This window comes from Pseudomonas sp. PSE14 (assembly GCF_029203285.1).
Lineage (GTDB): Bacteria > Pseudomonadota > Gammaproteobacteria > Pseudomonadales > Pseudomonadaceae > Pseudomonas.
The window spans coordinates 3187606-3209481 of record NZ_CP115669.1 but is presented as its reverse complement, the minus strand read 5'-3'; the positions used below and the strand labels follow the sequence as shown (position 1 = coordinate 3209481).

The following is a 21876-nucleotide window of genomic DNA, read 5'->3' as shown; positions in this document are numbered from 1 at the left end:
ACCTCGGGAGGCCGGCCATGGTTCCACTCATCACACGCCTAGGATCAGGGCTGGCGCTGACAGGCGTCGAGGCCGACGTATGGCGGCTGCTGCTGGCGAGGAGTCTGCGGGGCTTTTGCGACGGTTTCGTTGCGGTGCTGCTGCCGGCCTATCTGCTCGCACTGGGCATGTCGACCCTCTCGGTCGGGCTGATCAGCACCTCGACGCTGCTGGGCTCGGCGATCGCCACGATGCTGGTCGGCATGCTGGGCAATCGCTTTGCGCGTCGCTCGCTGCTGCTGGTCGCTGCCGGGGTGATGGTGGCAACGGGCATCGGCTTTTCCAGCTTCTCGACGCTCTGGCCGCTGCTCATCGTGGCATTCCTTGGCACCATGAATCCCAGTGCGGGGGATGTCAGTCTGTTCCTGCCCATCGAGCATGCCTGCCTGGCCGAAGCCTCGGAAGCGCGGGCGCGCACGTCGCTGTTCGCACGGTACAGCCTGGTCGGAGCGCTCTCCGGCGCCCTCGGGGCATTGCTGGCCGGAGCACCGGAATGGATTGCCGGACATCTCGGCGTCGACGCGCTCCCAGCCATGCGCGGCATGTTCGTCCTCTACGCACTGGCGGGGCTGGCGATCCTCGCGCTGTACTGGCACCTGCCCACGCACCCGTCGACCGCGGCCGGTGCTCACACGCCGCTTGGGCCATCGCGCTGGATCGTCGTGCGCCTCGCGCTGCTGTTCAGCGTCGATGCATTCGCCGGCGGCCTGGTAGTCAATGCCTTGCTGACGCTCTGGCTCATGGCGCGCTTCGATCTTTCCATCGGCGCGGCCGGTCAGTTCTTTTTCTGCACGGGCCTGCTCAGCGCCGGCTCGCAACTGGCGGCGGCGCCACTGGCGCGCAGGATCGGCCTGCTGAACACGATGGTCTTCACGCACATTCCGTCGAGCCTGTGCCTGATCGCGGCAGCCTTCATGCCGTCGTTGCCGCTGGCCTTGCTCATGTTGTTGCTGCGTAGCGCCCTGTCGCAGCTCGACGTGCCCACGCGCAGCGCCTACGTCATGGCCGTCGTCACGCCGGCCGAACGAGCGGCTGCCGCGAGCCTGACGGCGGTACCGCGCAGTCTTGCCGCCGCCATTGCGCCGACCATCGCCAGCGGCCTGATCGGGCTGGGTTGGCTCACCGCGCCGCTGCTCGCCTGTGGTGTGCTGAAGGTTCTCTACGACCTGACGCTGCTCATGGCGTGCCGGCATGTGCGGCTCGAGGGGGAGCATTCGTGACTACACCGCGAAATGGTCTGTATTGGCCTGATCGTATTCGCGGTTTGCAAACGCAAAATCTCGTCCGGTCCCGCGCGTCATCGTGGCGTAAAAATGGTGCCATTACTCCTGGAGCTTGGATTGCTCAATCCAGGCGAAGGTTTTTCGAATGCTCAGCAGGGTTAGTCCTGTTGGTGAAAGCCTCACTCGGCCCTCTTTGTCGGGGTTGCTGCACGACAGGCAGGCCCAGGAAAACCTGCCGGATTTCCACCAGACGGCACTTCCGGGGCGCGCCTCGCACAAGAAGCTAGCCGCCTGTAACGCACAGTGGTGTGGGACTTTCAATTGCCCCTTAGGTCATCGCAGAGTAGCTGGTTAGCGCGAGCAGCCAATCCTTCCATTCCGGCTAACGAGAACGTCGCGTCTCAGTTGCTGAATGGCAACTACCGACCCAAAGCGGTCTTTGCGGCGTTAGTTCCCATTGCTTGTCGACTTCAGTGCGGCGTCTAGACTCCTGCCTTCAAGGAACAAGGAAAGTTGAGTGTGAGCCGCAATGGCTCACCGAAGTTCGCTGACCGACCTCCTGAACTCCGCTCATTCCAAGGAAGTCGACAATGATCCACTCGCTGAAAGTGCTGTCCGCCGCTGTCCTGTTCGCGTCCCTCAGCATGCCGGCGCTGCAAGCCGCCGAACAGCCTCCCGCCGATGCGCCGCAAATCACACAGCCCGCCAATGGCGTGCTGATGCATCCCGAGTATGCCAAGGCCATCGCCCGCATGGCCTACCTCTGGGGCTGGCCAATGGTGAACATGATCAATCGCAACGAGAGGATCACCAAGGCGCCGCATCCGGGGCTGCTGGGAGGCATTCTGCCGGCCGCGCCACGTGGCCAGGTGGGCATGCTGCACGACTACATCACGCCGGCAGAGACCTTCGTCACCTGCCCCAACCAGGACGTGGTCTATGGCCTGGGCTTCTTCTCCTTGGACGACGAGCCTGTCATCGCCCAGGTGCCGGACTTCGGCGACCGCTTCTGGGTGTACGCCCTTTATGACCAGCGCACCGACCAGTTCGGCCAGCTCGGCAAGCCGTATTCCACCAAGCCGGGCTTCTACCTGCTGGTGGGGCCGAACTGGAAGGGTGAGAAACCCGCCGGCGTCGAGGCCATCATCCGCAGCCCCACCGCCCTGGCAAACGCCATCCCGCGCATTTTCATGGACGACACCGACGAGGACCGCGCGGCCATCCAGGAGAAGCTGAACCAGATCGTTTTCTACCCGCTGAAGGACTTCGACGGGAAGATGAAGACCATCGACTGGAAGAACACGCCGAACATCCCGGTTCCCAATGCCGACAGCGCCAGCGCTGGCGAAACCAAGTGGGTGATTCCGGAGAAATTCTTTGACCAGTTCCCGAAAGTGCTGGAGATGGTCCCGCCGCTGCCGGGCGAAGAGGCGCTGTACGGCCAGTTCCGCCTGCTGATGGACGCAGCGTCCAAGGACCCGGCGCTGAAGAAACTGCTGGTGGAAACGGCGGTGGCGAGCGAGAAGGAGATCATCAAGCCGTTCTTCGAGTGGAAGCATAACGGCCGCCCGGCCGGCAACGGCTGGAACCGCTCGACCAACAACGCGCAGTTCGGCATCGACTACTTCAACCGCGTCGGTACGTCGAAGTCGAACATGTTCGACAACCGTCCGAACGAAACCCAGTACTTCTATACCGACTTCGATCACGGCGGCGCGCAGCTCAACGGCGCCCACAGCTACGAGGTTACCTTCGCCGCCGGCCAGGAGCCGCCGGTGCAGGGCTTCTGGTCGCTGACGCTGTACAACGAGAAGCACCTGTTCAGCGCCAATAAGCTCAACCGCTACTCGCTGGGCACCAAGAACAGCAAGACCCTCCAGCACAACGCCGACGGTTCGCTGACGATCTATGTTGGCCCCACCTCGCCCGGCAGAGACAAGGAGAGCAACTGGCTGCCCTCGCCCAAGGAGCCGATTTCCCTGTACCTGCGCGCTTACTGGGGCAAGGAAGGCATCCTCGATGGCAGCTGGCAGCCGCCGGTCATCAAGAAGACGAAGTGACGCAGGCTCACTAGCGTTACGCCATCAGCCGCCCTGGGACGGGGCGGTCCATGGAGACACTGGTTCCGGCATTAGCCGGAACCATAGCTCTTTCTCAGCAAGAGGGCAGCTTGTCTGCCCGGAAGTCTTCCAGGAGGAAGCAATGCTCATCCATCACATCCGCGCTGCAACCATCGCAACCCTCATGGGGACGGCCACGCTGATCGCTTTCCCAGCCTTCGCCGCAGACCAGGCCCCGGCCTCGCCGCTGATCAAGCAGATCAACAATGGCAACTGGCTCGATCCGAAGGAGGCCGAGAGCCTGCGTGACGAGCTGTATTACCAGCGCGCCGTGTACGCCTATATGACCATGCTGCCGTTGCTCAACACCATCGGCATGAAAGACGGCTCGGAGAAAGCCTTCGGCGCCGGCTACAACGTCCTGCCGATCTGGAAGCAGCGCATGGACGCCCGCACCATGGTGCCCACGCCCAATGCCGACGTGATCTATTCCATGAGCTACCTGGACCTGAAGCAGACCGGCCCCCTGGTGGTGAAGGCGCCGGCGAACGTCATCGGTATGTTCACCGACTTCTTCCAGCGCACCCTCACCGACGTCGGCGCCATCGGCCCCGACCGAGCCCGCGGCGGCCTCTACCTGCTGCTGCCGCCGGACTACAACGGCCCGGTGCCGGGCGGCTACTTCGCCGTGAAGTCACGTACCTATAACGTCTTCCTGTTCTTCCGCACCATCATGGCCAAGGGCGACGGCAAGCCCGACCCGGTACCGGCGGTGAAGAACGCCGAGACCACTCGCGTCTACCCGCTCTGGGCGACCGAGAAGGACGCCAAGCCGATGCAGTTCCCAGACGCCAGCGGTAAGAACCTGAACATGATGTACCCGGTCGACAACACCTACTGGACCAAGCTCAAGGCTTTCGTCGACTACGAGCCGGTGGAAGCCATCGACCCGGAGCTGCGCGGCGTACTGGCGTCCATTGGTATCGTCAAGGGTGAGCCCTTCAAGCCCAATGCGAAGCAGGAAGAGTTGCTGAAGAAAGCGGTGGAGACTGCGCCGAAGATGATCCTCGCCAATCGCCAGCTGGGCCGCGAGGACAAGCGCAACCTCTACTACACTGACCGCCAGTACGAGAACACCTGGGCCGGCGGCACCAACGACTGGATGCAGGAGAGCTACCTGGACACCAACCAGCGCGCCAACTTCTTCCAGTTCGCCTATTCCTCCGCCCCGGCGATGGTAATGCACACCACCGGCGCCGGCTCTAAGTACCCCTTTACTGGCCGCGACAAGGACGGCAAGTTCCTCGAAGGCGGCAGCACCTACAAGCTGCGCCTGCCGCCGAACCCGCCGGCCGCGCTGTTCTGGGCGGTGACCGCCTACAACATCACCGACGGCACCATGCCCGAAACCAAGCAACTGCTGCCGTCCACCAACGGCTACTACGACATTCCCAAGCAGCAGGACGGCTCCATCGAAATTTGGTTCGGTCCGGAGAAACCCAAGGACGTGGCGGACGCGGCCTTCATCCAGACCATTCCTGGTCGCAACTTCCTGGTCGCCCTGCGCCTGTATGGCACCGAGGACGCGTTCTACGACCAGACCTGGAAGCCGGATGACGTGGTAAAGGTCAAATGAGGGGGGCTGCTTGAAGAATTGAGCATGCTACCCACGCTTAGGAGGCGACCAACGGAACGATCCCTATCCTGACGTCCGCAACCTTGAAGCCCGCCAACTCCAGGCGGGCTTCTCGTTTAATAGACGTCCGCTTCTGGCCGGTAGCCGCCCCAGAGCCCGCTATCGATCCGAAACTGTCGATTTGGACAGGCACTCCTCGCTTACCGTGGAGTGCCTGTCCCGGTGCATGCAAGGCACACCGGTAGGTTCCGCTAGATCCCCGGCATTGGCACGAATCCGGGCAGCTGCTGGATCCTGTCGATCCAGCGCACGATGTAGGGGTAGGGCGCCAGGTCGATACCACCCTCGGGCGCCAGCGCAACATAGGGGAACACCGCGCAATCGGCGATGGTCGGGCGGGACAGCGCCAGCCAGTCGTGCTTCGCTAGGTGTGCGTCCAGCAGCGGCAGGATGCGGCCGGCTCGGACGAGGGTGTCGGCCTTGTCGATGCCGTAGCCGAACTTGTCCACGAGCCGTGCGGCGCAGGGGCCGTTCTGGATCTCATTGGCGGCTGTCGAAAGCCATTGCATGATTTCCGCTTGCAGGTGGGGCTCCACCGGCCACCAGGCTGCACCACCATAGGTGCCGGCCAGGTACACCAGGATTGCCTGTGAGTCGCGTAGCACCCGCTGCCCATCCACCAGTATGGGCAGCTCGCCCCAGGGGTTGAGGTCGATCAGCGGCGCTCGCTTGTGCTCGCCGCCGAGAAAGTCCACGGGGACGATCTCCAGTTCCAGGTTTGCCAAGTGGGCGAACAGGCGGACCTTGTAGCAGTTGCCGGACAGTTCCAGGTCATAGAGTTTCATGGCGTTTCCTTGTTATTGGCCAATAGCTGGTTGAATTCCAGGACATTGCCGTCGGGGTCGCGGATGAACAGCGCAATGCGACGAGGCCCGATCCGGTGCGGCCCTTCGGTGATGGTGATGCCTTGTTGCAACAGCCAGCCCTGCAGTGCCTCCAGGTCTTCCACGATGAAGGCCGGGTGAGTGATGCCGGGCAGCTTGATGGGCGCATCCAGCAGCACGTTGTGGGCATTGAGCTGGCGGGCACCATTGAAGATCAGGTTGATGCGTACGCCGCTTGGGGCAAGCATCTCGTTCGCTTCGAAGTCGCTGAACCGCATGCTTTCGACGAATCCCAGCGCCTCGTAGAACGCAAGGGCTCGGCTGCGGTCGCTGACGCGGATGCCGATGTGATCATAGGCTAGGATGGGCGACGGGTTGGGCATGCTGGTTGACGCATCGGCATTCATGGCGGGAAACCACACAGTCTCTGGATGCGCCCAGTGTGTCCATTGGCCGCTGTTTTACCAATGCCTGTAAGCTGACAACACTATTGCAGTTGCTGCACAGACGAGGCCTGAAGTTGGACCGATTGAAAGCGATGGCAACCCTGGTGCGGATTGTCGACAGCGGTAGCCTCAGTGCTGCGGCGAATGCCTCCGGACAGTCCACGGCGTCGGTGGTCCGGACCCTCGCGGCGCTGGAAAAACACCTTGGCACGCGGTTGCTCAATCGCAATACCCGTCGCCTGGCCTTGACCGACGAAGGCGCTGAGTTCCTCGCCTGGAGCCGACGGATATTGGCTGAGTTCGATGAGGTCGAACATGGCTTCGATGCCCGGCGTAAAAGCCCGGGTGGCCTGCTGCGCATCACTGCACCGGTGGAGTTTGGGCGCCGGTACGTCGCGCCACTGGTCAACGAGTTCCTGGCTTTGCATCCGACTATCCAGGTGGAGTTGATCCTGCTCGATCGCCTGGTCGACTTGCTGGAGGAGGGCATAGAGCTGGCGATTCGCATCGGGCAGTTGCCGGACTCTTCCCTGGTGATGACGCTGTTGGGGTATACCCGCCTGGTACATTGCGCAAGCCCGGCATACCTGCACGCCAACGGCACCCCACGGCAGCCGTCGGACCTGCTGGATCATGCCTGCGTTGCCTTTGCACCCCAGGGCAAGCAGTGGCAATTCCTGGAGCAGGGCAATGTCGTGCCCCGGGCTGTTACGGCGCGCATGACCACCAACCAGATTCAGGTCGCCAGCTTGGCCTGCCAGCAAGGTGTCGGCATCAGCCGGTTGCTGCATTACCAGGTCGCCGACGAATTGGCCGATGGCCGTCTGGTGCGGTTGCTGCCGGCGTTCGAACTACCTGATATTCCTGTCCAGATGGTTTATCCGCATGCTCGGTTGTTGTCGGCGAGGGTGCGGCAGTTTATTGATTGGGCCTCTCCACGGTTGGGGGCGGTGATTCCTAATCCGGCATGACTGGGGGGGATATCGCATCGGCGCCGACTGCCAGCAAACTGCCGGAAACATGGTACAGCAGCCGTTCGGTGGTACTTCCCAGGATGCGGTCGAGCCCCAGACGGCGTTGCATTCCCAGCACCATCACATCAATCTGATGGTCGTTCATGAAACTCGTGATTTCCTGAGCAGCTGGGCCCAGGACAAAATGGCGGCGCTCCGCAGGAATACCCCATTTGTCGGCCACATGGTTGAACGTTTGATAGAGCGAGATTCGTACTTGCTCGGCATAACTGGTATCCCAACTACTGCTCAGCATCGCCGAGTCGTAATCGATGGCCGTTGGCAGGTCGCAGGAATGCAGAAGATGCAATTCGGCGCCGCAAAGGTTGGCCATATTCCGTGCGGCCTGGAGGATCCCCTCGTTGAGCCCGCTCGTGAGCAGTTCCGGCCTGGCTACATCCAGTGCGGCTGCAATCTTGAGCGGCAATGGGTGTGGCGCCTCGGCAACCAGGTGCAAGGGGACCTGGCAGGCGCGCAACAGGCGGTAGTCCAGCGGTGTGACGAATACCCGTCGCAGAGCTGGCTCGTGGTGCACATTCTTGATCACCAGGTCTGCTTTGAGCATCGCCACGCGTTCCAGAATTTCCTTGCAAGGCTCCGCGCTCCAGACGGCCTCACAGGTCACGGCCAATCCGCTGCTGCGCAGCTCTTCGGTTTCGCGTTCCAGTTCTGCACGGCACTGCGTCAGCAGTTCATCGCGCTGGTGATCGATCAGGAACGGCAGGCCCAGCCGCGGCTCGAAGAACATCCCGATATGCAGTGATGCGTTGCCTCTTCGCACAATCGCCAAGGCACGCCGATAAGCAGGTGAATGCTGCCAGTGAGGGGCGGCGACCAGGAACACTTTCTGGTACTGGCTCATTGTCTTGCTCCGCTGCCGGTTACTCTTCAGTTGCAGCCTGAAGTGAGGGAGGCGGCTCGACCTTGATGCTCATCAACTTCAGCCCGTCCGGTATACCTGCGCCTGCAATTCCACCAACCGGCAAAGCACCCTGGGGCCGCACGACGCCCAAGCGTCAGCTTTCGGAGCCCACGGCAAGCACACCGCTGGGTATCTGATCGAGAATGTGCTCCGTCGTGCTGCCGATCAGATGATCGATGCCCGTGCGATGTACGCGCCCCATGACCACGATGTCCATCGTGTTCTCCTGGGCAAAATGGGATATGCCACGAAGCGGGGTTCCCATCAGGAAGTGGCGTCGCTCCTGGGGGACCCCGTACTGGTCGGCCAGGCTGGCGAAGGACTGATGCAGGGAGCTTCGCAATTCCTCGATCAGGTCCACCCAGGCGACGGTGCCTTCGCCGCGATTGGCCATGTAGGCCGGCATGCAGTCATAGATGTACAGAAGATGGAGTTCGGCGCTGCATTGCAGGGCCAGTCCGTTTGCCGCCGAAATGATCTGCTCGTTGATGCCGCTGATCAGGGTTCGCGGATCCGCCGGATCCACTGCCGCGACGATCCGGCGAGGCAGCGGGTGGCATGCGTCATGTACCAGGTGCAGCGGCCTGGGACACTCCCGCAACAGATGCCAGTCCAGCGGAGTGACGAATGAGCGCTTGAGTGCCGGCTCATGCTGGATGTCCTTGATCACCAGGTCCGGTTGCAGCTCTCCGATGGCCTGGAGCAGGTCCGCGCGTCGATCGGTCGTCCAGGCGACGGAGGATGTCATATCGATTCCGGCTCCCCGCCCGCGCTGCAAACGGCACTCTTTGTCCCAGCGCTCACGCTGCGCCGACAGCAGGCTCTCACGCGTATCATTCTGCACGTGTCGCGCCAACAGGCTGAACGTGGCGAAGGGCTCCACGTAAGCGAGTACGTGCAGGGATGAGCCGCAGGCCGCGGCCAAGGCTGTCGCGCGATCCAGCGCCGGAGTGTCGTGCAGGTCCGGGTGAGCGATCAGCAGGAGTTTCTGAATCTGGCTCATGGCGTACCTCGATCATGTCAATGGGCGCGGCGGATCGGGAGAGCGTCGCCGCCAGCGCATTGTCAGCACCGGCGCGGCGCAGAATCGACGAGCATCCGGCCGCCCTGATGCACCTGCATCCATCGACTGACGGCCGGCAGGAGAGTGCGTGCGCGTGGGGCATGTACCGCGCCCTCCAGCACCGTGACCGTAGCAATTGAAGAATGGCGCCCCCCGCTCGTGGAGGGCGCCTGCACCTCACTTGGCTGCCTTGACGGGAATGATCTTCTCCGGATGAACCGCCTCGGCGCGCTTGGGCAGTTGCACCTGCAGGACGCCCTTGCTGAACTGGGCCTGGATCTTTTCCGGATCCACCTCCCGAGGTAGCCGGAACACTCTCTCGAAGCTGCCATAACGACGCTCGGAAATGTGGTACTCCTTGCGTGCTTCGTCTTTTTCTTCCTTCTTCTCGCCTTTGATGATCAGGCAGCCATTGGCCAGCTTGATCTCGATGTCCTTTTCATCCATGCCGGGCAGCTCGGCGTTGATCCTGAACTCTTCTGCCTGCTCGCTGACATCCACGGCAGGTGCGCCGTGGGTGAACGGGTCGCGGCGCCAGAATGGGTCGGCATCGAAGGCGCTATGGCCGAAGGGAAGGCGTAAAGGGGTACGGCCGAAATCATCGAAGAGGTTGTCGATCTGCCGGCGCAGGTTCTCGAAGGGGTGCCATGGATTGTAATGGCTGGCGGTATGCGCAGAGGCCTTGGTCGGTTGGCTGGGGATGGTGCTGACGGGTACTTTTTTTGCGGGCTCGGACATGATGCATTCCTCCGCAGGATGAAGGTCGCCTCACGAGGAGGCCATTCGATTCTGCGGCCACCCAGGGGGCGCACTTTGATGTCGATCAAATACGGTTTCGTGCATCGCATCCATTTTCCCGGAGGCAAGTTGATGGCGATCAAGGCGGACCGACCGTCGCTACTTAGCCTGAAGCCGTAGCGGGCGTATCTCGCCAGCACTCACCGTGGAGGCACGGGATGGAACGGGAGACTGTTTGCCGGGTGCGAGTTCTGGATGTACTGCCCCTTGCAGGCTCGATCCAGTGTCTGCGTCTGCTGTTGGAAAGCAGTGAGTCGGAGGCCGTCATTCCCGGACAGTACTGCATGCTGAATGACGACGGACGGGAGCCTCGTCCATTCGATTATGTAAGCCTGCCCGGGCGAGATCGGCGCTTCATCGTCGCCACCCACCAGCCAGGCCTGCCACTGACATCGGATCAGCTCGGTTATCGCGGCCCGTTCGGCACGGGGTGGCCCTTGCCGCTGGGCGCTTCCCGGCTGCTGGTCTTCGCCTGCGAGGGTGGAATACTGGCCGTGGCCGCGGTAATCGACGAGTTCGCCTGCTGGATGCCGTGGGTGCGCTTGTCGCTCATCCATGATGCGACCAGCCCGGCCGACCTTCCCGACGATTGCCGGAGCTGGTTGCGGACACTGGGCCTGCTCGCCAAGGCAGGGCTGGACTCCTGTCCACTGGAGCGACTTCGGGAATACCTGAGCGAGCAACTGCCTGACCTTGTGTATTGCGCCGCTCCGGCTCCTCTCGCGCAACGAGCGGCTCGCTTGTGCCAGTGGTACGGCGTGCCGGCGTCTCGCATCTGGCTGCGGGACGAACGGCGTTTTCCACTCGGCGGAGCCTGGCCTGCATCGATCCGTGACGGCCCTGTGCAGCGCTTTGACCGATTCGACGGACATATCCGGGACCGCCCTTGATCGGTATCAAGGTACGATGCACTGGAGCGGCACAGGCTCATGGCATAACACCCATGTGCCCGCACCGGAGGCATCATGAACGCATTTGCCCGTCTGCTCCTGATCTGCGATCCCGACCTTCACTACTCCCCGGCCATGGTGCGCGCGCAGGCCCTGGCCGGCTCCTTCGGCGCAAGCTTGCATGTTGTGGCATTGGGGAGCATGCCAACTGGCCTGGCGCTTCTCGATTACAGTACTCAGCAACGTGCCCGTGAAGCTATCCAGGAGCGCCGACAGGCATGGCTCGATGATCAGCTTCAACTGCTACGTGGGCAGGGTATCGATGCCAGTGCGGAGGCGATCTGGAGCGCCGAGCCACTGGAGGACATTCTTCAACTGGTAACGACGCGCCAGGTCGATCTTCTGGTCAAGGACACGCAATACGAGCCAACGCTGAGCCGAACCTTGATGCACCCACTGGATTGGCAACTGCTCCGCCAGTGCCCGGTCCCACTGCACCTGGTCAGCCTTGCGCCACATCCGTTGCCGCGCAGGGTGCTGGCGGCAATCGACCTTTCGCAGGACGAGCCCGAGGTCAATGCTCTGAACGACCGGATTGTCGATTCAGCCCGGCAGTTCGCTCAGCAATGCGACGCGGAGCTGCATCTGTTGCAGGCCTACGATGTGAGCTCCAGCTTTCTGGCCTATGCCGCAAGCCCGGTAGCCTGGACTCCGGAAGTGGCTGAACAGTTGAGCGGTCGCTCGCGCCAGCGCATGGACGATATCGGCGCGCGATTCGGCGTGGGACGTCCCTACCAGCATCTGGCCAAGGGGCCGGCCATGCGAGTCATTGCTGATTTCGCTGCCCAGCAGCAAATGGACGTCGTCGTCATGGGGACCCTCTATCACGCTGGGCTGACGAAGATCATAGGCAGCACCACGGAGCAGACGTTGTATCGCGTCAACTCCAGCATTCTGGCGGTTCGTCCCTGAGGCAATACCATGAAGGTGTTCGCGCTGCTCGTCGTATTACTCTCCATCTGGGCGATTGCCTGTGTCGCCTGGATGGAGCTTCGTTACACGCCTGCCGGCGGGGACAGCCAATATGTGTTTCTCTGGGATCGCTGGGAGAACCGCGTATGCCTGGTGTCCATCAACGAGCCATCGAGAATCATCTGTGACCTTCGCTCGTTGTGGGTAGGGACAGGAGACGGAAAAGGGCCCATGGTCCGGAAACCATGACAGCGGCCCGGGATATCTCTCAGCTGGCGTGCCGCCGTTCACTTTCACGGCGGTTGCCCGTGGGCAACTCATGGGGTGCTGCGAGGCGTTGATGGAGTCGCTCCAGATATTCGCGAGCCTGAAGCTCATCGGCGAAAGGAACCCGGTATTGATCCAACTGCACGTAACAGCGGCCGTCGCCGGTGCAGAGTAATTGCGTACGCATGAGTACCTCCGCCTTACGGCGCTGGCTGCAATTGCAGGGTATGAATGGTTTGCGCGGGATCGCTGGGGTCCTGGCGGCTGCTGAATCCAAGGAATCGCGCCAGTTCGTGCATCGCGCTGTTGGCCGCCGTATCGATCGAATACATCTGCTTGAAGCCTTGCAGTCTGGCCGCTTCGATCAAGTGGCGCATCAATGCCACGGCCAATCCTCGATGACGCCAGGCATCGGCCACGGTCACCGCACATTCGCACTGCTGGGGATCCGCCCCACGCGCGTACCGACTGATGCCGATCTCGACCAGCTCTCCCTCCTGGTGCGCGAGGGCGACGTAGGCGACACTGTCCTTGAAGTCGACCGCCATCAGTTGATCCAGCAGGGAAGGGCTGACCTCCTTCATGGTGCACAGGAATCGGAAATGGCGTGCTTCCGGAGACAGCCTGGCAATGAAATCCGCCTCGCGCGTTCGGTCTTCGGGACGAAGCGGACGGATCAGTACATGGCTTCCGTCATTCAGAGCCTCGACCCAGTGTTCATCCGGACATTCGCAAGATGCTTCGCAGTGAGTTGACATGGAGACCTCCTGGCACGGCGCCTCTGAGCGGGTGAGCCGCTGACTTACTTGTACGCCGGGAGGAACACATGAATTTGATCATGATCAAGCGGCCGCCATCTCATCGCCTTCAGCCGCCGACCGGCAGGCGCCCTGGGGAAAAGCTCAGGCCCCCCTTGGCAAAATGCTCCGCTCCTCCATGCCGCTCAATCGACACAGCTCCGAGCGGTTGACCAGGCGCAGCTCCCGGCCTTGGCATTCAATCAGTCCATCCTGAACGAAACGCGTGAACAAGCGGCTGATGGTTTCCAGTGTGAGATCCAGATAATTGCCGATATCGCCGCGAGTCATGGGGAGCGTGAACTGATCCTGCCGTAGTCCTCGTTGCTGATAGCGTGCCGAAAGGCTGAGCAGGAATTGCGCAAGGCGCTGTTCCGCCCGCTCACGATTGCAACGAATATGCTCGTGTTCTCCGTGGATACCCTGGCTGAGAATATGCAGCAATTGGTGACGTAAACCAGGGATACGTCCGGACAGGTCCTCCAGCTGCTGCAGGTCGATAGCGCAGACCATGGACGTCTCCAATGCCACCGCGAAACCACGAAACTCAGCGGCACCGATAGCATCCAGTCCAATCAGCTCGCCTGGCAGAACAAAGCCCGTCACCTGCTGGTCACCACTGGCCTGGAGCAGATAGGTCTTCAACGTGCCCGAACGCAATGCAAATACCTGCCGCATGGGTTCGCCGGCCCGAAACAGATATTCCCCCCTATGCAGAGGTCGATTGCGCCGGACTATCCGGTCCAGCTCCGCGACTTCGCTGTCCGTCAGGCTTGCGGGAAGGCAAAGCCGGCTCAGCGAACAGGCGTGGCAGTTAACCTGTGGAAGAGGTGATGGGCGGCGGGTGTCTGGCATGGCTGAAGCCCCGACCAGAGGGCGATCAATAAAGTCTAGTCGCTGCACAACGTCGCTACAGGGACATCGACAAAAGGGAGGCCAGGCGTGGTGCGCATACCGCTCGCACCGGCACCCGGCCATCGACGGGCCTCACCTTGCCGGCATGCCTGAGTGCTTCGGCAAAGGCAAGGCACGCCCCTCTCTCTTCACACTGTCTTAAGGTCTTGCGCGCAGCATCTGGCCCAAAGCGCGAAAGAGAATGGCAGGCGCACCGGTCTGGAAGACTCAAGATCCCCTCCGAACTTTGATCGAAATGGCTCAGGCGGAACCAGGTTAAGGTGCGAAAGGAAGGACTTCATTGTTCTGCCGTGTTTATTGGCGTACCGCTGGCAGAGTATTCAATTGAACATTCAGTCTCGTTCAGGTCTTTCGTCGACCTATCTGGTAACCGCCATAGGATCCTTCTGTGCGGAGGCGGTCATCCACGCCCTTCGCCACGCTCCGCAGGCGCGCGTGGTGGGCATCAGCACACTGCCTCGAGAGTGGAGCGCTGTGTCCGTCATGCTGGATGCGTTCCATCGCGTTCCCCCCGCCAGGGACATGCCTGCCTTTGTCGCCCGCGTACTGGACATCTGCCAGGCGGAGCAGGTAAGCCATGTACTGCCTCTCATTGATCTTGAGGTCGATGCTTTCACGCAGTGTCGAGATGCGTTTTCAGCGCGGGGCATCATCTTGTGCATGGCTCCTCCCGAAGCCGTTCGCATCAGCCGGGACAAATGGTTGGTCTTCGAGACGTTTAGAGATCATCCGGACGTTCACCCCATCCCGACCTGGACGATGGAGAATCCCGCGGTAGATGACCTGCCTTTCCCTTTGCACGCCAAGCCGCGTGATGGCCGGTGCAGCGAGGGGCTGGCGCGAATCCTCGACAAGGAGGATTTGATTTACCTGCGAAAGAAGCTGATGGGGCGCCCTTACGTCGTCCAGCCGTTACTGGACGGCGACGTGTGCGTCGTGGACATCGTGCGGCGGCGCGACAACGGACAGTGGGCAGCAATGGCGCGACAGGAGTTGGTGCGAACCTCCAACGGTGCGGGGGTTACGGTCAGAATGCTGAACGAGCCGGCGTTGATCGACGCAGCTCGTCAGATCGCCACGACGCTGGATCTCGATGGCTGCATCAACATCGAGTTTCTGGTGGGGGGTGAACGGCCCCTGGTGATGGACATCAATCCGCGTTTTTCCGGTGGGGTCGCGTTCAGTCGCCTTTCCGGGTACGACATGGTGACCAATCATTTGCGCTGCTTCCGGGGCGAGCCGCTCGATCCTCAAGTTATCCCTGCCCCGGTCATCCATGCGCGTCGTTATGTGGAGACCACCTTTGCATTTCCCAAGGGGCAATCAGGGCAGTACTGCAAGGCGGCCGACCTGATGTAGGTCTCAGCCCACTGCGCCGTCGCCATCTACCCACAACTGGCGCAGTCCGCCCTTGTCGCGTAGCAGGAAGAGTGCGCTCAGACCGTACTCGCGCGCCATCGCCGAGCCGCGCTCGGGACCCAGCACCATCAGCGCGGTGGCCCAGGCGTCGGCAAGCATGCAGGTTGGCGCCAACACCGAAACCGAGGCCACGTCATTGGCTACTGGTACGGCCAGACGTGGGTCCATGGTGTGGGCGTAGCGTGTGCCTTCCTGTTCGAGGAAGTGCCGGTAATCACCCGAAGTAGCCAGCCCGCCGTCGCCCATCTGCAGCACGCCAAGGGCCGTGCGAACACCTTCCTGAGGCGCCTCGATGGCCACCGTCCAGGGCTGGCCGCCGGGTTTGCCTCCGCGCGCACGGAATTCGCCATCGATGCTCACCAGATAGTCGCGGATGCCACGATCCTCCAGGCAACGCGCCAACCGGTCGACGCCGAAGCCCTTGGCGATGCCGGAGAGGTCCAGGTGTACCCGGTGACGCTTGCGTACCCGGCCGCTGCCGAAGTCGAACTCCAGTGCCGCCGCGGCGCTGGGGCCGGGCTGGCGCCTGAGCGCTTCGCGTTCCCCACCCTTGGCCAATCCAGCCGGTGGTCCGAAGCTCCAGGCGCCGACCAGATCGCCTACCGCGATGTCGAATGCGCTGTCGGACGCCAAGCCAACCTGAATCGCGGTGTGCAGCACCCAGAGCAAATCACTCGGAAGAGTCATCCAGATGCCCGGCTCCAGGTCGTTGAAACGCATCAGTTCCGAGTCGGGCCGCCAATTCGACATCTGCAGATCCACCTGCGTGACAGCCTGGTCCAGTTGCCGCGCCAACTCTCCCTCGTTCTGTACCTCGGCGCTGTAGAGCACCGCGCGGTAGCGGGTTCCCATGGTCGCACCATTGAAGTCGTAACGATCCACTGTGCAGGGGTCAGAAAAGGTCTTCACGGTAGCGTCCTCCGGCCCTGAGATGCTCAACACTCAACGCCAATGGGCCCAGCAGTTCATCGATCGCGTTGCGGACACTTTCGGCCATGCCACGCCCACCACAGACCAATATCTGGGCTCCGGCAGCCAGCAGTTGGCGAAGTTCCGTTGCGTCCCGGTGCAGGCAGTCCTGCACGTAGGTGCGTTGTGGACCCGCCGAATAGGCAGTGCGCAGGTCATTCAGACGGCCATCGGCCAGCGCCTTGTCGAGTTCGCCCTGGAAGGGCACTCCAGCTTCGGGGACGCGACCGCCCCAATACAGATAGAGCGGACGGTCGCGCAGGTTCCCTCGTACGAAACCGACCAGAGGGGCAATGCCGGTACCCGCGCCGATCAGGATCAGTGGCGCATTCCCCGAATGCGGTCGGAACGCGCGGTGTGGCTGCACCGTGGCACTGATTGCGTCACCTGGCCTGAGATCATGCAGGTAGCTTGAGCACAGCCCGTCTCGACGCAGGCGCACACAAATGTCCAGCAGGCCGTCCCGGCTGTCGCTGGCGAGCGAGTATTGGCGCGGTGCATCGGCCCCCGGCGCGTATACCGCCAGCAGATCGCCCGCCTGGTAGCTGGCGGGGCCGTCGGTCGGGGCGAAGCGCAGCACCGCCAGCGGGGTATCACCGGGCGCATCGTGCAAGTGTCGCTCCACCAGCCTGAACCGGGATTCAGGGCGAGGTGCGCAGACCTTTCTCATCTTCAGGGACACACCCAGGGCGTCGCCCAGTTCACTTACCCAATCCGTGAAAGCATGAAGCTGCGCGGCTTCCATGTCCCGGCGCGGCAATAGGCGTTGCAGGCCTTGTCCGGCAAGGGCGGTGTCTACCTCGGCGGCGTATTGGCAGAAACGTGGGAATCGTCGGTCGCCGAAGCCCAGCACGGCGAAGCGTACGTCGGGTGGAAGGCGAAGGCATTCGAGGTTTTCCAGGAAGCCCGCTGCCGACTGCGGGGCTCCGCCATCACCATAGGTGGCGGTCAGCACCAGCAGTTCGCGCGCCGCCGGAAACTCGCGCGCGCCGTGACTCAACGCAGCGCCATGCACCCGCCTTCCGCTTGCCGCCAGTACTTCCTGGAGAGCATTGGCAAAGGCCCAGGTGCCATTGCTCTCGCTGCCTACCAGCAACACGCAATCGGCATCGTGGGCAGCCGCCTGCGCGGTACTGCGCACCCGAGTCCCCCGGCGGCGCAGGAACAGCAGCAGGCCGGTAATTCCTAACAAGGGCACTCCCAGGGCCGCCATACCCAGCACGGGGCTCGCCGCCCCCAGCAGCTCGCCGCTGTGCAGGCGATAGAGGAACTCATTGAAGCGTTGAGTCGACGTATGCGGCCGATAGCCCAGCAACTGGCCGCTGACCGGGTCGACGAAGCTGTCGCCCTGCGCGGTGCCGAGGGTGTACGCCGCCTGGCTGTCTCCGGGAGCCGGGAACTCCAGTTCTCGCAGTTGCCGCAGCGGTGTCTGGCGCAATGCTTGAAGGTTGCCGGGGGACTGCGCAGCTCCCTGGGCCAGATGAGCAGGGAGGGCGGGCTCCTGGTCCGGACCCGTGGGGATCAATTCGAAGTGTTCTGCCGACAAGTAGATGCCGCTCAGACCGAACAGCAGCGCCACGGGCAGCAGGCCCCTGCCGACCTGATTGTGCCAGCGCGAAGCGCCGCTGCCGTGAACGGGGCGCGCCAGCTTGCGCCAGCCGCCCTGGCGGCGGGCCAGCAGCGCCAGTCCGGAAAGGCTCAGCAGGAGCATGCCCACCGCGCCGCTCGCCACCAGCGCGTGTCCCGACTCGCCCAGCAACAATTCGCGGTGCACCGAGCGGGCGACACGGTACATGGCGGAAGGCTCATAGGCGCCCAGGATATGACCGTCGATTGGAGAGACTTGTACCGCGCCTTGTTCGCCGTAGGCGATCAGCACGCCTGAGGGGCGTCGCTCCAGCCGTTCCAGGCCGGGCACTTCCTGGCTTACGCGTTCGGCGATCTGGGCTACGCTGCGACGCGGTTCCCCTCCCGCCTGCAGGCGCTCAGCCAGAGGCTGGGTCGCGAGGAGTGCTCCACTGCCTGCCAAGACGAGGAGCAGGGCAGTCAGCAGGATGCCTGGCCAGGCGTGCAGTCGACGAAGCATGGTGGCCGCCGTCCTCAAAGATCGTAACGGAAGGCGGAGATGTAGCCGCTACCGGCATTGTCCTTGCCGGCTCCGTCGAGGGTCAGGGGTACCTTCAGTTCGGCGCGGTTGGAGCGCTTGTCCTCCACTGCGCTGTCGATTCGAATCTGGTACCCGGCGTCGATCAGGCTGTCGGCCACCTCCACCGAAACCTTCAGGGTGTCGCCGCTACCGACACTGGCACCGCTCAGGCCATCGAACTCGGCCGCACGCAGGCCGCTACCGCGGGCCCAGTCACCCAGATGCTTGTAATACTTGGCCTTGCGGCCAGCCACCCAAAGCGTGCGCTGGTACTGGCCCTGTGCATCGGTCAGGTAAATGGCCAGATAGGCCTTGTTACCGCTGTAGTCGGCAAGGGTGGTGCTCAGGTTCAGTTCTCGGGCCTGGGCCAGTGCGGGGCCAGCAAGAGCGCCAGCCACGGCCAGGGAAGCGGCAGTGATCTTCATGATGGAGTCTCCTTGGAGGGAGATTCCACATTGAGCCGCTGCGCTTAAATCAAGCTGAACTGATCGAGGACACTACTTCAGACAGGCTTCAGGTAAATCTGCTTGGCATCGGTGTGTGAGTCAGGGATACGTAGATTACCGGGTCCATGGGGTCGCTGGTTCGAAGACACAGGTGAGTATCGACCTTCACCCGATTCGCCTGCGGTTCGCGCGATTCAGAGGCGGCGACTCAGAGCTGCAATTTTCCCTGCACCAAAGCGCGCAGGCGCTGCCGAGCACTGGCCGGGCTGCTGCCGAGATTGGCGAGGGGGACATCGCACAGCGCGCTCGATATCTGCTGTGCAGCCTCGCCGGTCACCGCCAGCGGGCAGTCAATCGCCAGTTGCAGGCGCTCGAGGCGTTTGAGCCCTTCACCGGCTAGCGCGACATGGGCCAGGAGCACCAGGGCAGCCGGCTGGATCGCCTGGCAGAGCAGTGGCAATTCCTCCAGCGGCGCGCCCGGTGAAAGGGTTTGAACCTGGATTCCATCGTCGCTGAGCAGAAGTCCCGTCGCCAGCAACTCGAACTCCCGGAGGTTTCCCGTGGCGTCCGACAGTAGGACGCAGGCTTCGCTGGGACGGTTCATCTGCAAGCGCATGAGGACGCGGGCGCGCAGGAAGGCATCGAGAAACAGCCATTGGCTGCGCGCGCCAAAGGCATTGAGCGTCAGGAGGGAGCGCCACAGTGGCAGGAGGATGTCCTCCAGCAGGGTCAGGAGCGGATAGAGGCTGTAGGCTTGGCCGTAGAGACGATCGAGCGCGTCCAGGTCGAACGCCGCACTGGCCCGCTCGAAGGCTTCGCGCCATTGCAGGAGTTCGTCGCCGGCCTGCTCCGGTTCCTGGCGCTTGGATTTGGCGAGGAGCTCGCCGATCTTGCCGACCGCCATACCCCGGCCAGACCAGAGCAGGATGTCCTGGATGGTCTGCAGGTCGCTGCGGGTATAAAGGCGGTGGCCTCCCTCGGTGCGTATCGGGTTAACCAGACCATAGCGTCGCTCCCAGGCGCGCAGGGTCACCGGATTGACGCCGGTGAGGCGCACGATCTCACGCATGGGCAGCAGGTCGGTTTCGAGAATGTCGTTCATGGCGCGGCCAGCGGAGGCGAAGGTGCGGAGATTGTAAACCAGCGCCGGCGCTCATGGCCGCGCTGGGCATCGCGAAGCTCGCCGACTACCCTAGGCGGATGATTCCAATCCGGACGGGAACGCCGCCATGATCAACGCCAAGCTGCTGCAATTGATGCTCGAAGCCTCCAACGACGGTGTCGTGGTGGCGGAGCAGGAGGGTGATGACAGCATCCTGATCTATGCCAATCGCGCCTTCGAGCGCCTGACCGGTTATGCCGTGGACGACATTCTCTACCGCGATTGCCGCTTCCTCCAGGGAGCCGAGCGTCAGCAACCAGGGCTGGCGGCCATCCGCGAAGCAATAAGCAGTGGCCAGCCCTGCCGCGAAGTGCTGCGCAACTTCCGCAAGGATGGCACGCCGTTCTGGAACGAACTCTCCATCACGCCGGTGCGCAACGAGGCGGATCACCTCACCTATTTCATCGGCATCCAGCGCGATGTCAGTACTGAGGTCGCGGCGCTGGAACGAGTCAGGCAACTGGAGGCTGAGGTGGCCGAGCTCAAGCGTCAATTGGCTACCGCCGACCTGGGAAGGAACAATTCCGCACCAAAATAACTGTACAAGATCCCTTGATTTGTACAATTTTTGCCGTAGGCTTCGATTATACCTGTACAGAATTTTTAATCTGTACAGAAATTATCGGAGCTTCCCATGTCTTCGTTCCTGCGGCCCTTCGCCGAACGTTTCGCCACGCTGGATGCCACGAGCCTGCACCGGCTGGATGAGCTTTATAGCCAGGATGTGTGCTTCCAGGATCCTCTGCACCAGGTGGAAGGGCTCGCCGAGCTTCGCCGCTATTTCGAATCGATTTACGTCAATGTTCGCGAACTGCGCTACGACTTCCATGGTTTTGACGAAGTCGCGCAGGGCAGCGGGTACCTGCGCTGGACCTTGCACTTTCGCCACGCGAGGCTGGCCGGCGGCGGGCTGATCGCCCTGGATGGCTGCAGCTTTCTGCGATGGAGTGAGCGGGTCGATTACCACCGGGATTATTTCGACGCTGGAGCACTGCTTTACGAGCATCTGCCGGTATTGGGCGGTGTCATCGGCTGGCTCAAGCGGAGGCTGGCATGAGCCGCATCTGGCTGACCGGAGCCAGCAGCGGCTTGGGCGCGGCCATGGCTGATCGGTTGCTCGCGGACGGTCACCATCTGGCGCTGACGGCGCGCCGGGCGGAATCGCTCGAGACCTTGGCGCAACGCTATCCGGGGCAGGTGCTGATAGTCGCCGCGGATGTCGCGGACGCAGACCAGGTCGCCCTGGCAGCCCGCTCCATCGATCAGGCATGGGGCGTTCTGGACCGCGCCATCTTCAATGCCGGAACCTGCGAATACCTGGAACCTGGGCTCTTCAGCGCCGCCTTGGTGCAGCGCGTGGTCACGACCAATCTCATCGGCACGGCGAATTGCATCGAGGCTGCGTTGCCTTTGCTACGCCACTGCCAGCGCCCGCATCTGGTGATCATCGGCAGTGCAGTGACCTGGTTGGCCCTGCCGCGTGCCGGTGCCTACGGTGCCTCCAAGGCGGCCTTGCGGTACCTGGTGGAGTCGTTGCGGATCGATCTGGCAGAGGAGGGTATCGACCTCACCCTGGTCAGCCCTGGTTTCGTCGACACACCGCTGACACGACGTAATGATTTTCCCATGCCGATGCTGTGGCCAGCCCGGCGTGCCGCCAAACATATCGTGTCGAGGCTGGATTCCCGTCCACTGGAGATTGTCTTCCCGTTTGCCTTCGTTCTGGCGCTGAAGCTGCTGGGCCGGCTGCCGGCGCGCTGGCGCCTAGCCCTGGGGCGTCGGTTGGCGCGTCCGCCGGCGGAGGCCTGA

At 62.6% G+C, this 21876-nt stretch carries 22 protein-coding genes; 10 read left to right on the top strand and 12 right to left on the bottom strand.

Translation table 11 applies throughout. The features are described 5' to 3' along the window. Positions 1–17 precede the first annotated feature (17 nt). The 3 genes from O6P39_RS14685 to O6P39_RS14675 all read left to right on the top strand — a co-directional run bounded on the left by O6P39_RS14685 (position 18) and on the right by O6P39_RS14675 (position 4958). Positions 18–1259: an MFS transporter gene (locus O6P39_RS14685; RefSeq protein WP_275607240.1), complete on the top strand. Its 1242-nt coding sequence runs from the start codon at positions 18–20 to the stop codon at positions 1257–1259. 593 nt (positions 1260–1852) lie between these two features. Beyond that, positions 1853–3322 carry a DUF1254 domain-containing protein gene (locus tag O6P39_RS14680; RefSeq protein WP_275607239.1) on the top strand — a complete coding sequence of 490 codons (1470 nt, stop codon included), beginning with the start codon at positions 1853–1855 and terminating at the stop codon, positions 3320–3322. A 142-nt stretch (positions 3323–3464) separates the two neighbouring features. Further along, positions 3465–4958, top strand: coding sequence for a DUF1254 domain-containing protein (locus O6P39_RS14675; protein ID WP_275607238.1), 1494 nt, complete (start codon positions 3465–3467; stop codon positions 4956–4958). Between the two features lie 251 nt (positions 4959–5209). Here the strand turns inward: O6P39_RS14675 and O6P39_RS14670 are convergent, their stop codons facing one another. Both O6P39_RS14670 and O6P39_RS14665 read right to left on the bottom strand, forming a co-directional pair. Continuing rightward, positions 5210–5803: a glutathione S-transferase gene (locus O6P39_RS14670; protein WP_275607237.1), complete on the bottom strand. Its 594-nt coding sequence runs from the start codon at positions 5801–5803 to the stop codon at positions 5210–5212. After that, positions 5800–6249, bottom strand: a complete 450-nt coding sequence (locus O6P39_RS14665; RefSeq protein WP_275607236.1) for a VOC family protein — start codon at positions 6247–6249, stop codon at positions 5800–5802. The genes O6P39_RS14670 and O6P39_RS14665 overlap by 4 nt, the downstream gene beginning before the upstream one ends. 113 nt (positions 6250–6362) lie before the next feature. Between O6P39_RS14665 and O6P39_RS14660 the strand changes: the two genes are divergently transcribed. Next, positions 6363–7259, top strand: coding sequence for a LysR family transcriptional regulator (locus tag O6P39_RS14660; protein ID WP_275611954.1), 897 nt, complete (start codon positions 6363–6365; stop codon positions 7257–7259). Here the strand turns inward: O6P39_RS14660 and O6P39_RS14655 are convergent. From O6P39_RS14655 to O6P39_RS14645, 3 genes are all read right to left on the bottom strand, one after another. Next, a complete protein-coding gene (locus O6P39_RS14655) occupies positions 7246–8163 on the bottom strand; it encodes a universal stress protein (RefSeq protein ID WP_275607235.1) in 918 nt (305 codons plus the stop codon). The genes O6P39_RS14660 and O6P39_RS14655 overlap by 14 nt on opposite strands. Positions 8164–8317: 154 nt before the next feature. Beyond that, complete coding sequence (locus tag O6P39_RS14650; protein ID WP_275607234.1) at positions 8318–9226, bottom strand: universal stress protein; 909 nt, start codon at positions 9224–9226, stop codon at positions 8318–8320. A 237-nt stretch (positions 9227–9463) separates the two neighbouring features. Further along, positions 9464–10024 (bottom strand): Hsp20/alpha crystallin family protein, encoded by a 561-nt coding sequence (locus O6P39_RS14645; protein ID WP_275607233.1) that lies wholly within the window; start codon positions 10022–10024, stop codon positions 9464–9466. Between the two features lie 218 nt (positions 10025–10242). Between O6P39_RS14645 and O6P39_RS14640 the strand changes: the two genes are divergently transcribed. Both O6P39_RS14640 and O6P39_RS14635 read left to right on the top strand, forming a co-directional pair. Further along, positions 10243–10974, top strand: coding sequence for a hypothetical protein (locus tag O6P39_RS14640; protein WP_275607232.1), 732 nt, complete (start codon positions 10243–10245; stop codon positions 10972–10974). Positions 10975–11049: 75 nt separating this feature from the next. Further along, positions 11050–11946: a universal stress protein gene (locus tag O6P39_RS14635; protein WP_275607231.1), complete on the top strand. Its 897-nt coding sequence runs from the start codon at positions 11050–11052 to the stop codon at positions 11944–11946. Between the two features lie 268 nt (positions 11947–12214). On the opposite strand, the gene O6P39_RS14630 is transcribed toward O6P39_RS14635, so the two are convergent. The 3 genes from O6P39_RS14630 to fnr form a co-directional block, all read right to left on the bottom strand. Next, positions 12215–12400, bottom strand: coding sequence for a hypothetical protein (locus O6P39_RS14630; RefSeq protein ID WP_275607230.1), 186 nt, complete (start codon positions 12398–12400; stop codon positions 12215–12217). Positions 12401–12413: 13 nt separating this feature from the next. After that, positions 12414–12971 carry a GNAT family N-acetyltransferase gene (locus tag O6P39_RS14625; protein ID WP_275607229.1) on the bottom strand — a complete coding sequence of 186 codons (558 nt, stop codon included), beginning with the start codon at positions 12969–12971 and terminating at the stop codon, positions 12414–12416. A 144-nt stretch (positions 12972–13115) separates the two neighbouring features. Further along, on the bottom strand, positions 13116–13865 hold the full coding sequence (gene fnr, locus O6P39_RS14620; RefSeq protein ID WP_275607228.1) for a fumarate/nitrate reduction transcriptional regulator Fnr: 750 nt from the start codon (positions 13863–13865) through the stop codon (positions 13116–13118). 384 nt (positions 13866–14249) lie between these two features. On the opposite strand from fnr, the gene O6P39_RS14615 reads away from it, so the two are divergent. Beyond that, a complete protein-coding gene (locus O6P39_RS14615; protein WP_275607227.1) occupies positions 14250–15284 on the top strand; it encodes an ATP-grasp domain-containing protein in 1035 nt (344 codons plus the stop codon). A 3-nt stretch (positions 15285–15287) separates the two neighbouring features. On the opposite strand, the gene O6P39_RS14610 is transcribed toward O6P39_RS14615, so the two are convergent. From O6P39_RS14610 to O6P39_RS14595, 4 genes are all read right to left on the bottom strand, one after another. Next, complete coding sequence (locus O6P39_RS14610; protein ID WP_275607226.1) at positions 15288–16253, bottom strand: FAD:protein FMN transferase; 966 nt, start codon at positions 16251–16253, stop codon at positions 15288–15290. Then, on the bottom strand, positions 16237–18399 hold the full coding sequence (locus O6P39_RS14605) for a PepSY domain-containing protein (RefSeq protein WP_275607225.1): 2163 nt from the start codon (positions 18397–18399) through the stop codon (positions 16237–16239). Before O6P39_RS14605 ends, O6P39_RS14610 begins: the two co-directional genes overlap by 17 nt. 14 nt (positions 18400–18413) lie before the next feature. After that, the gene (locus tag O6P39_RS14600) at positions 18414–18884 is read right to left on the bottom strand and encodes a DUF2271 domain-containing protein (protein ID WP_275607224.1); all 471 of its coding nucleotides are present in this window, start codon (positions 18882–18884) and stop codon (positions 18414–18416) included. Between the two features lie 229 nt (positions 18885–19113). Next, entirely contained in the window at positions 19114–20007 is an 894-nt protein-coding gene (locus O6P39_RS14595; RefSeq protein WP_275607223.1) for a MerR family transcriptional regulator, read from the bottom strand. Between the two features lie 127 nt (positions 20008–20134). Between O6P39_RS14595 and O6P39_RS14590 the strand changes: the two genes are divergently transcribed. The 3 genes from O6P39_RS14590 (at position 20135) to O6P39_RS14580 (ending at position 21876) form a co-directional block, all read left to right on the top strand. Then, the gene (locus tag O6P39_RS14590; protein ID WP_275607222.1) at positions 20135–20605 is read left to right on the top strand and encodes a PAS domain-containing protein; all 471 of its coding nucleotides are present in this window, start codon (positions 20135–20137) and stop codon (positions 20603–20605) included. Between the two features lie 96 nt (positions 20606–20701). Beyond that, a complete protein-coding gene (locus tag O6P39_RS14585) occupies positions 20702–21124 on the top strand; it encodes a nuclear transport factor 2 family protein (protein ID WP_275607221.1) in 423 nt (140 codons plus the stop codon). After that, positions 21121–21876 (top strand): SDR family NAD(P)-dependent oxidoreductase, encoded by a 756-nt coding sequence (locus tag O6P39_RS14580; RefSeq protein ID WP_275607220.1) that lies wholly within the window; start codon positions 21121–21123, stop codon positions 21874–21876. Before O6P39_RS14585 ends, O6P39_RS14580 begins: the two co-directional genes overlap by 4 nt.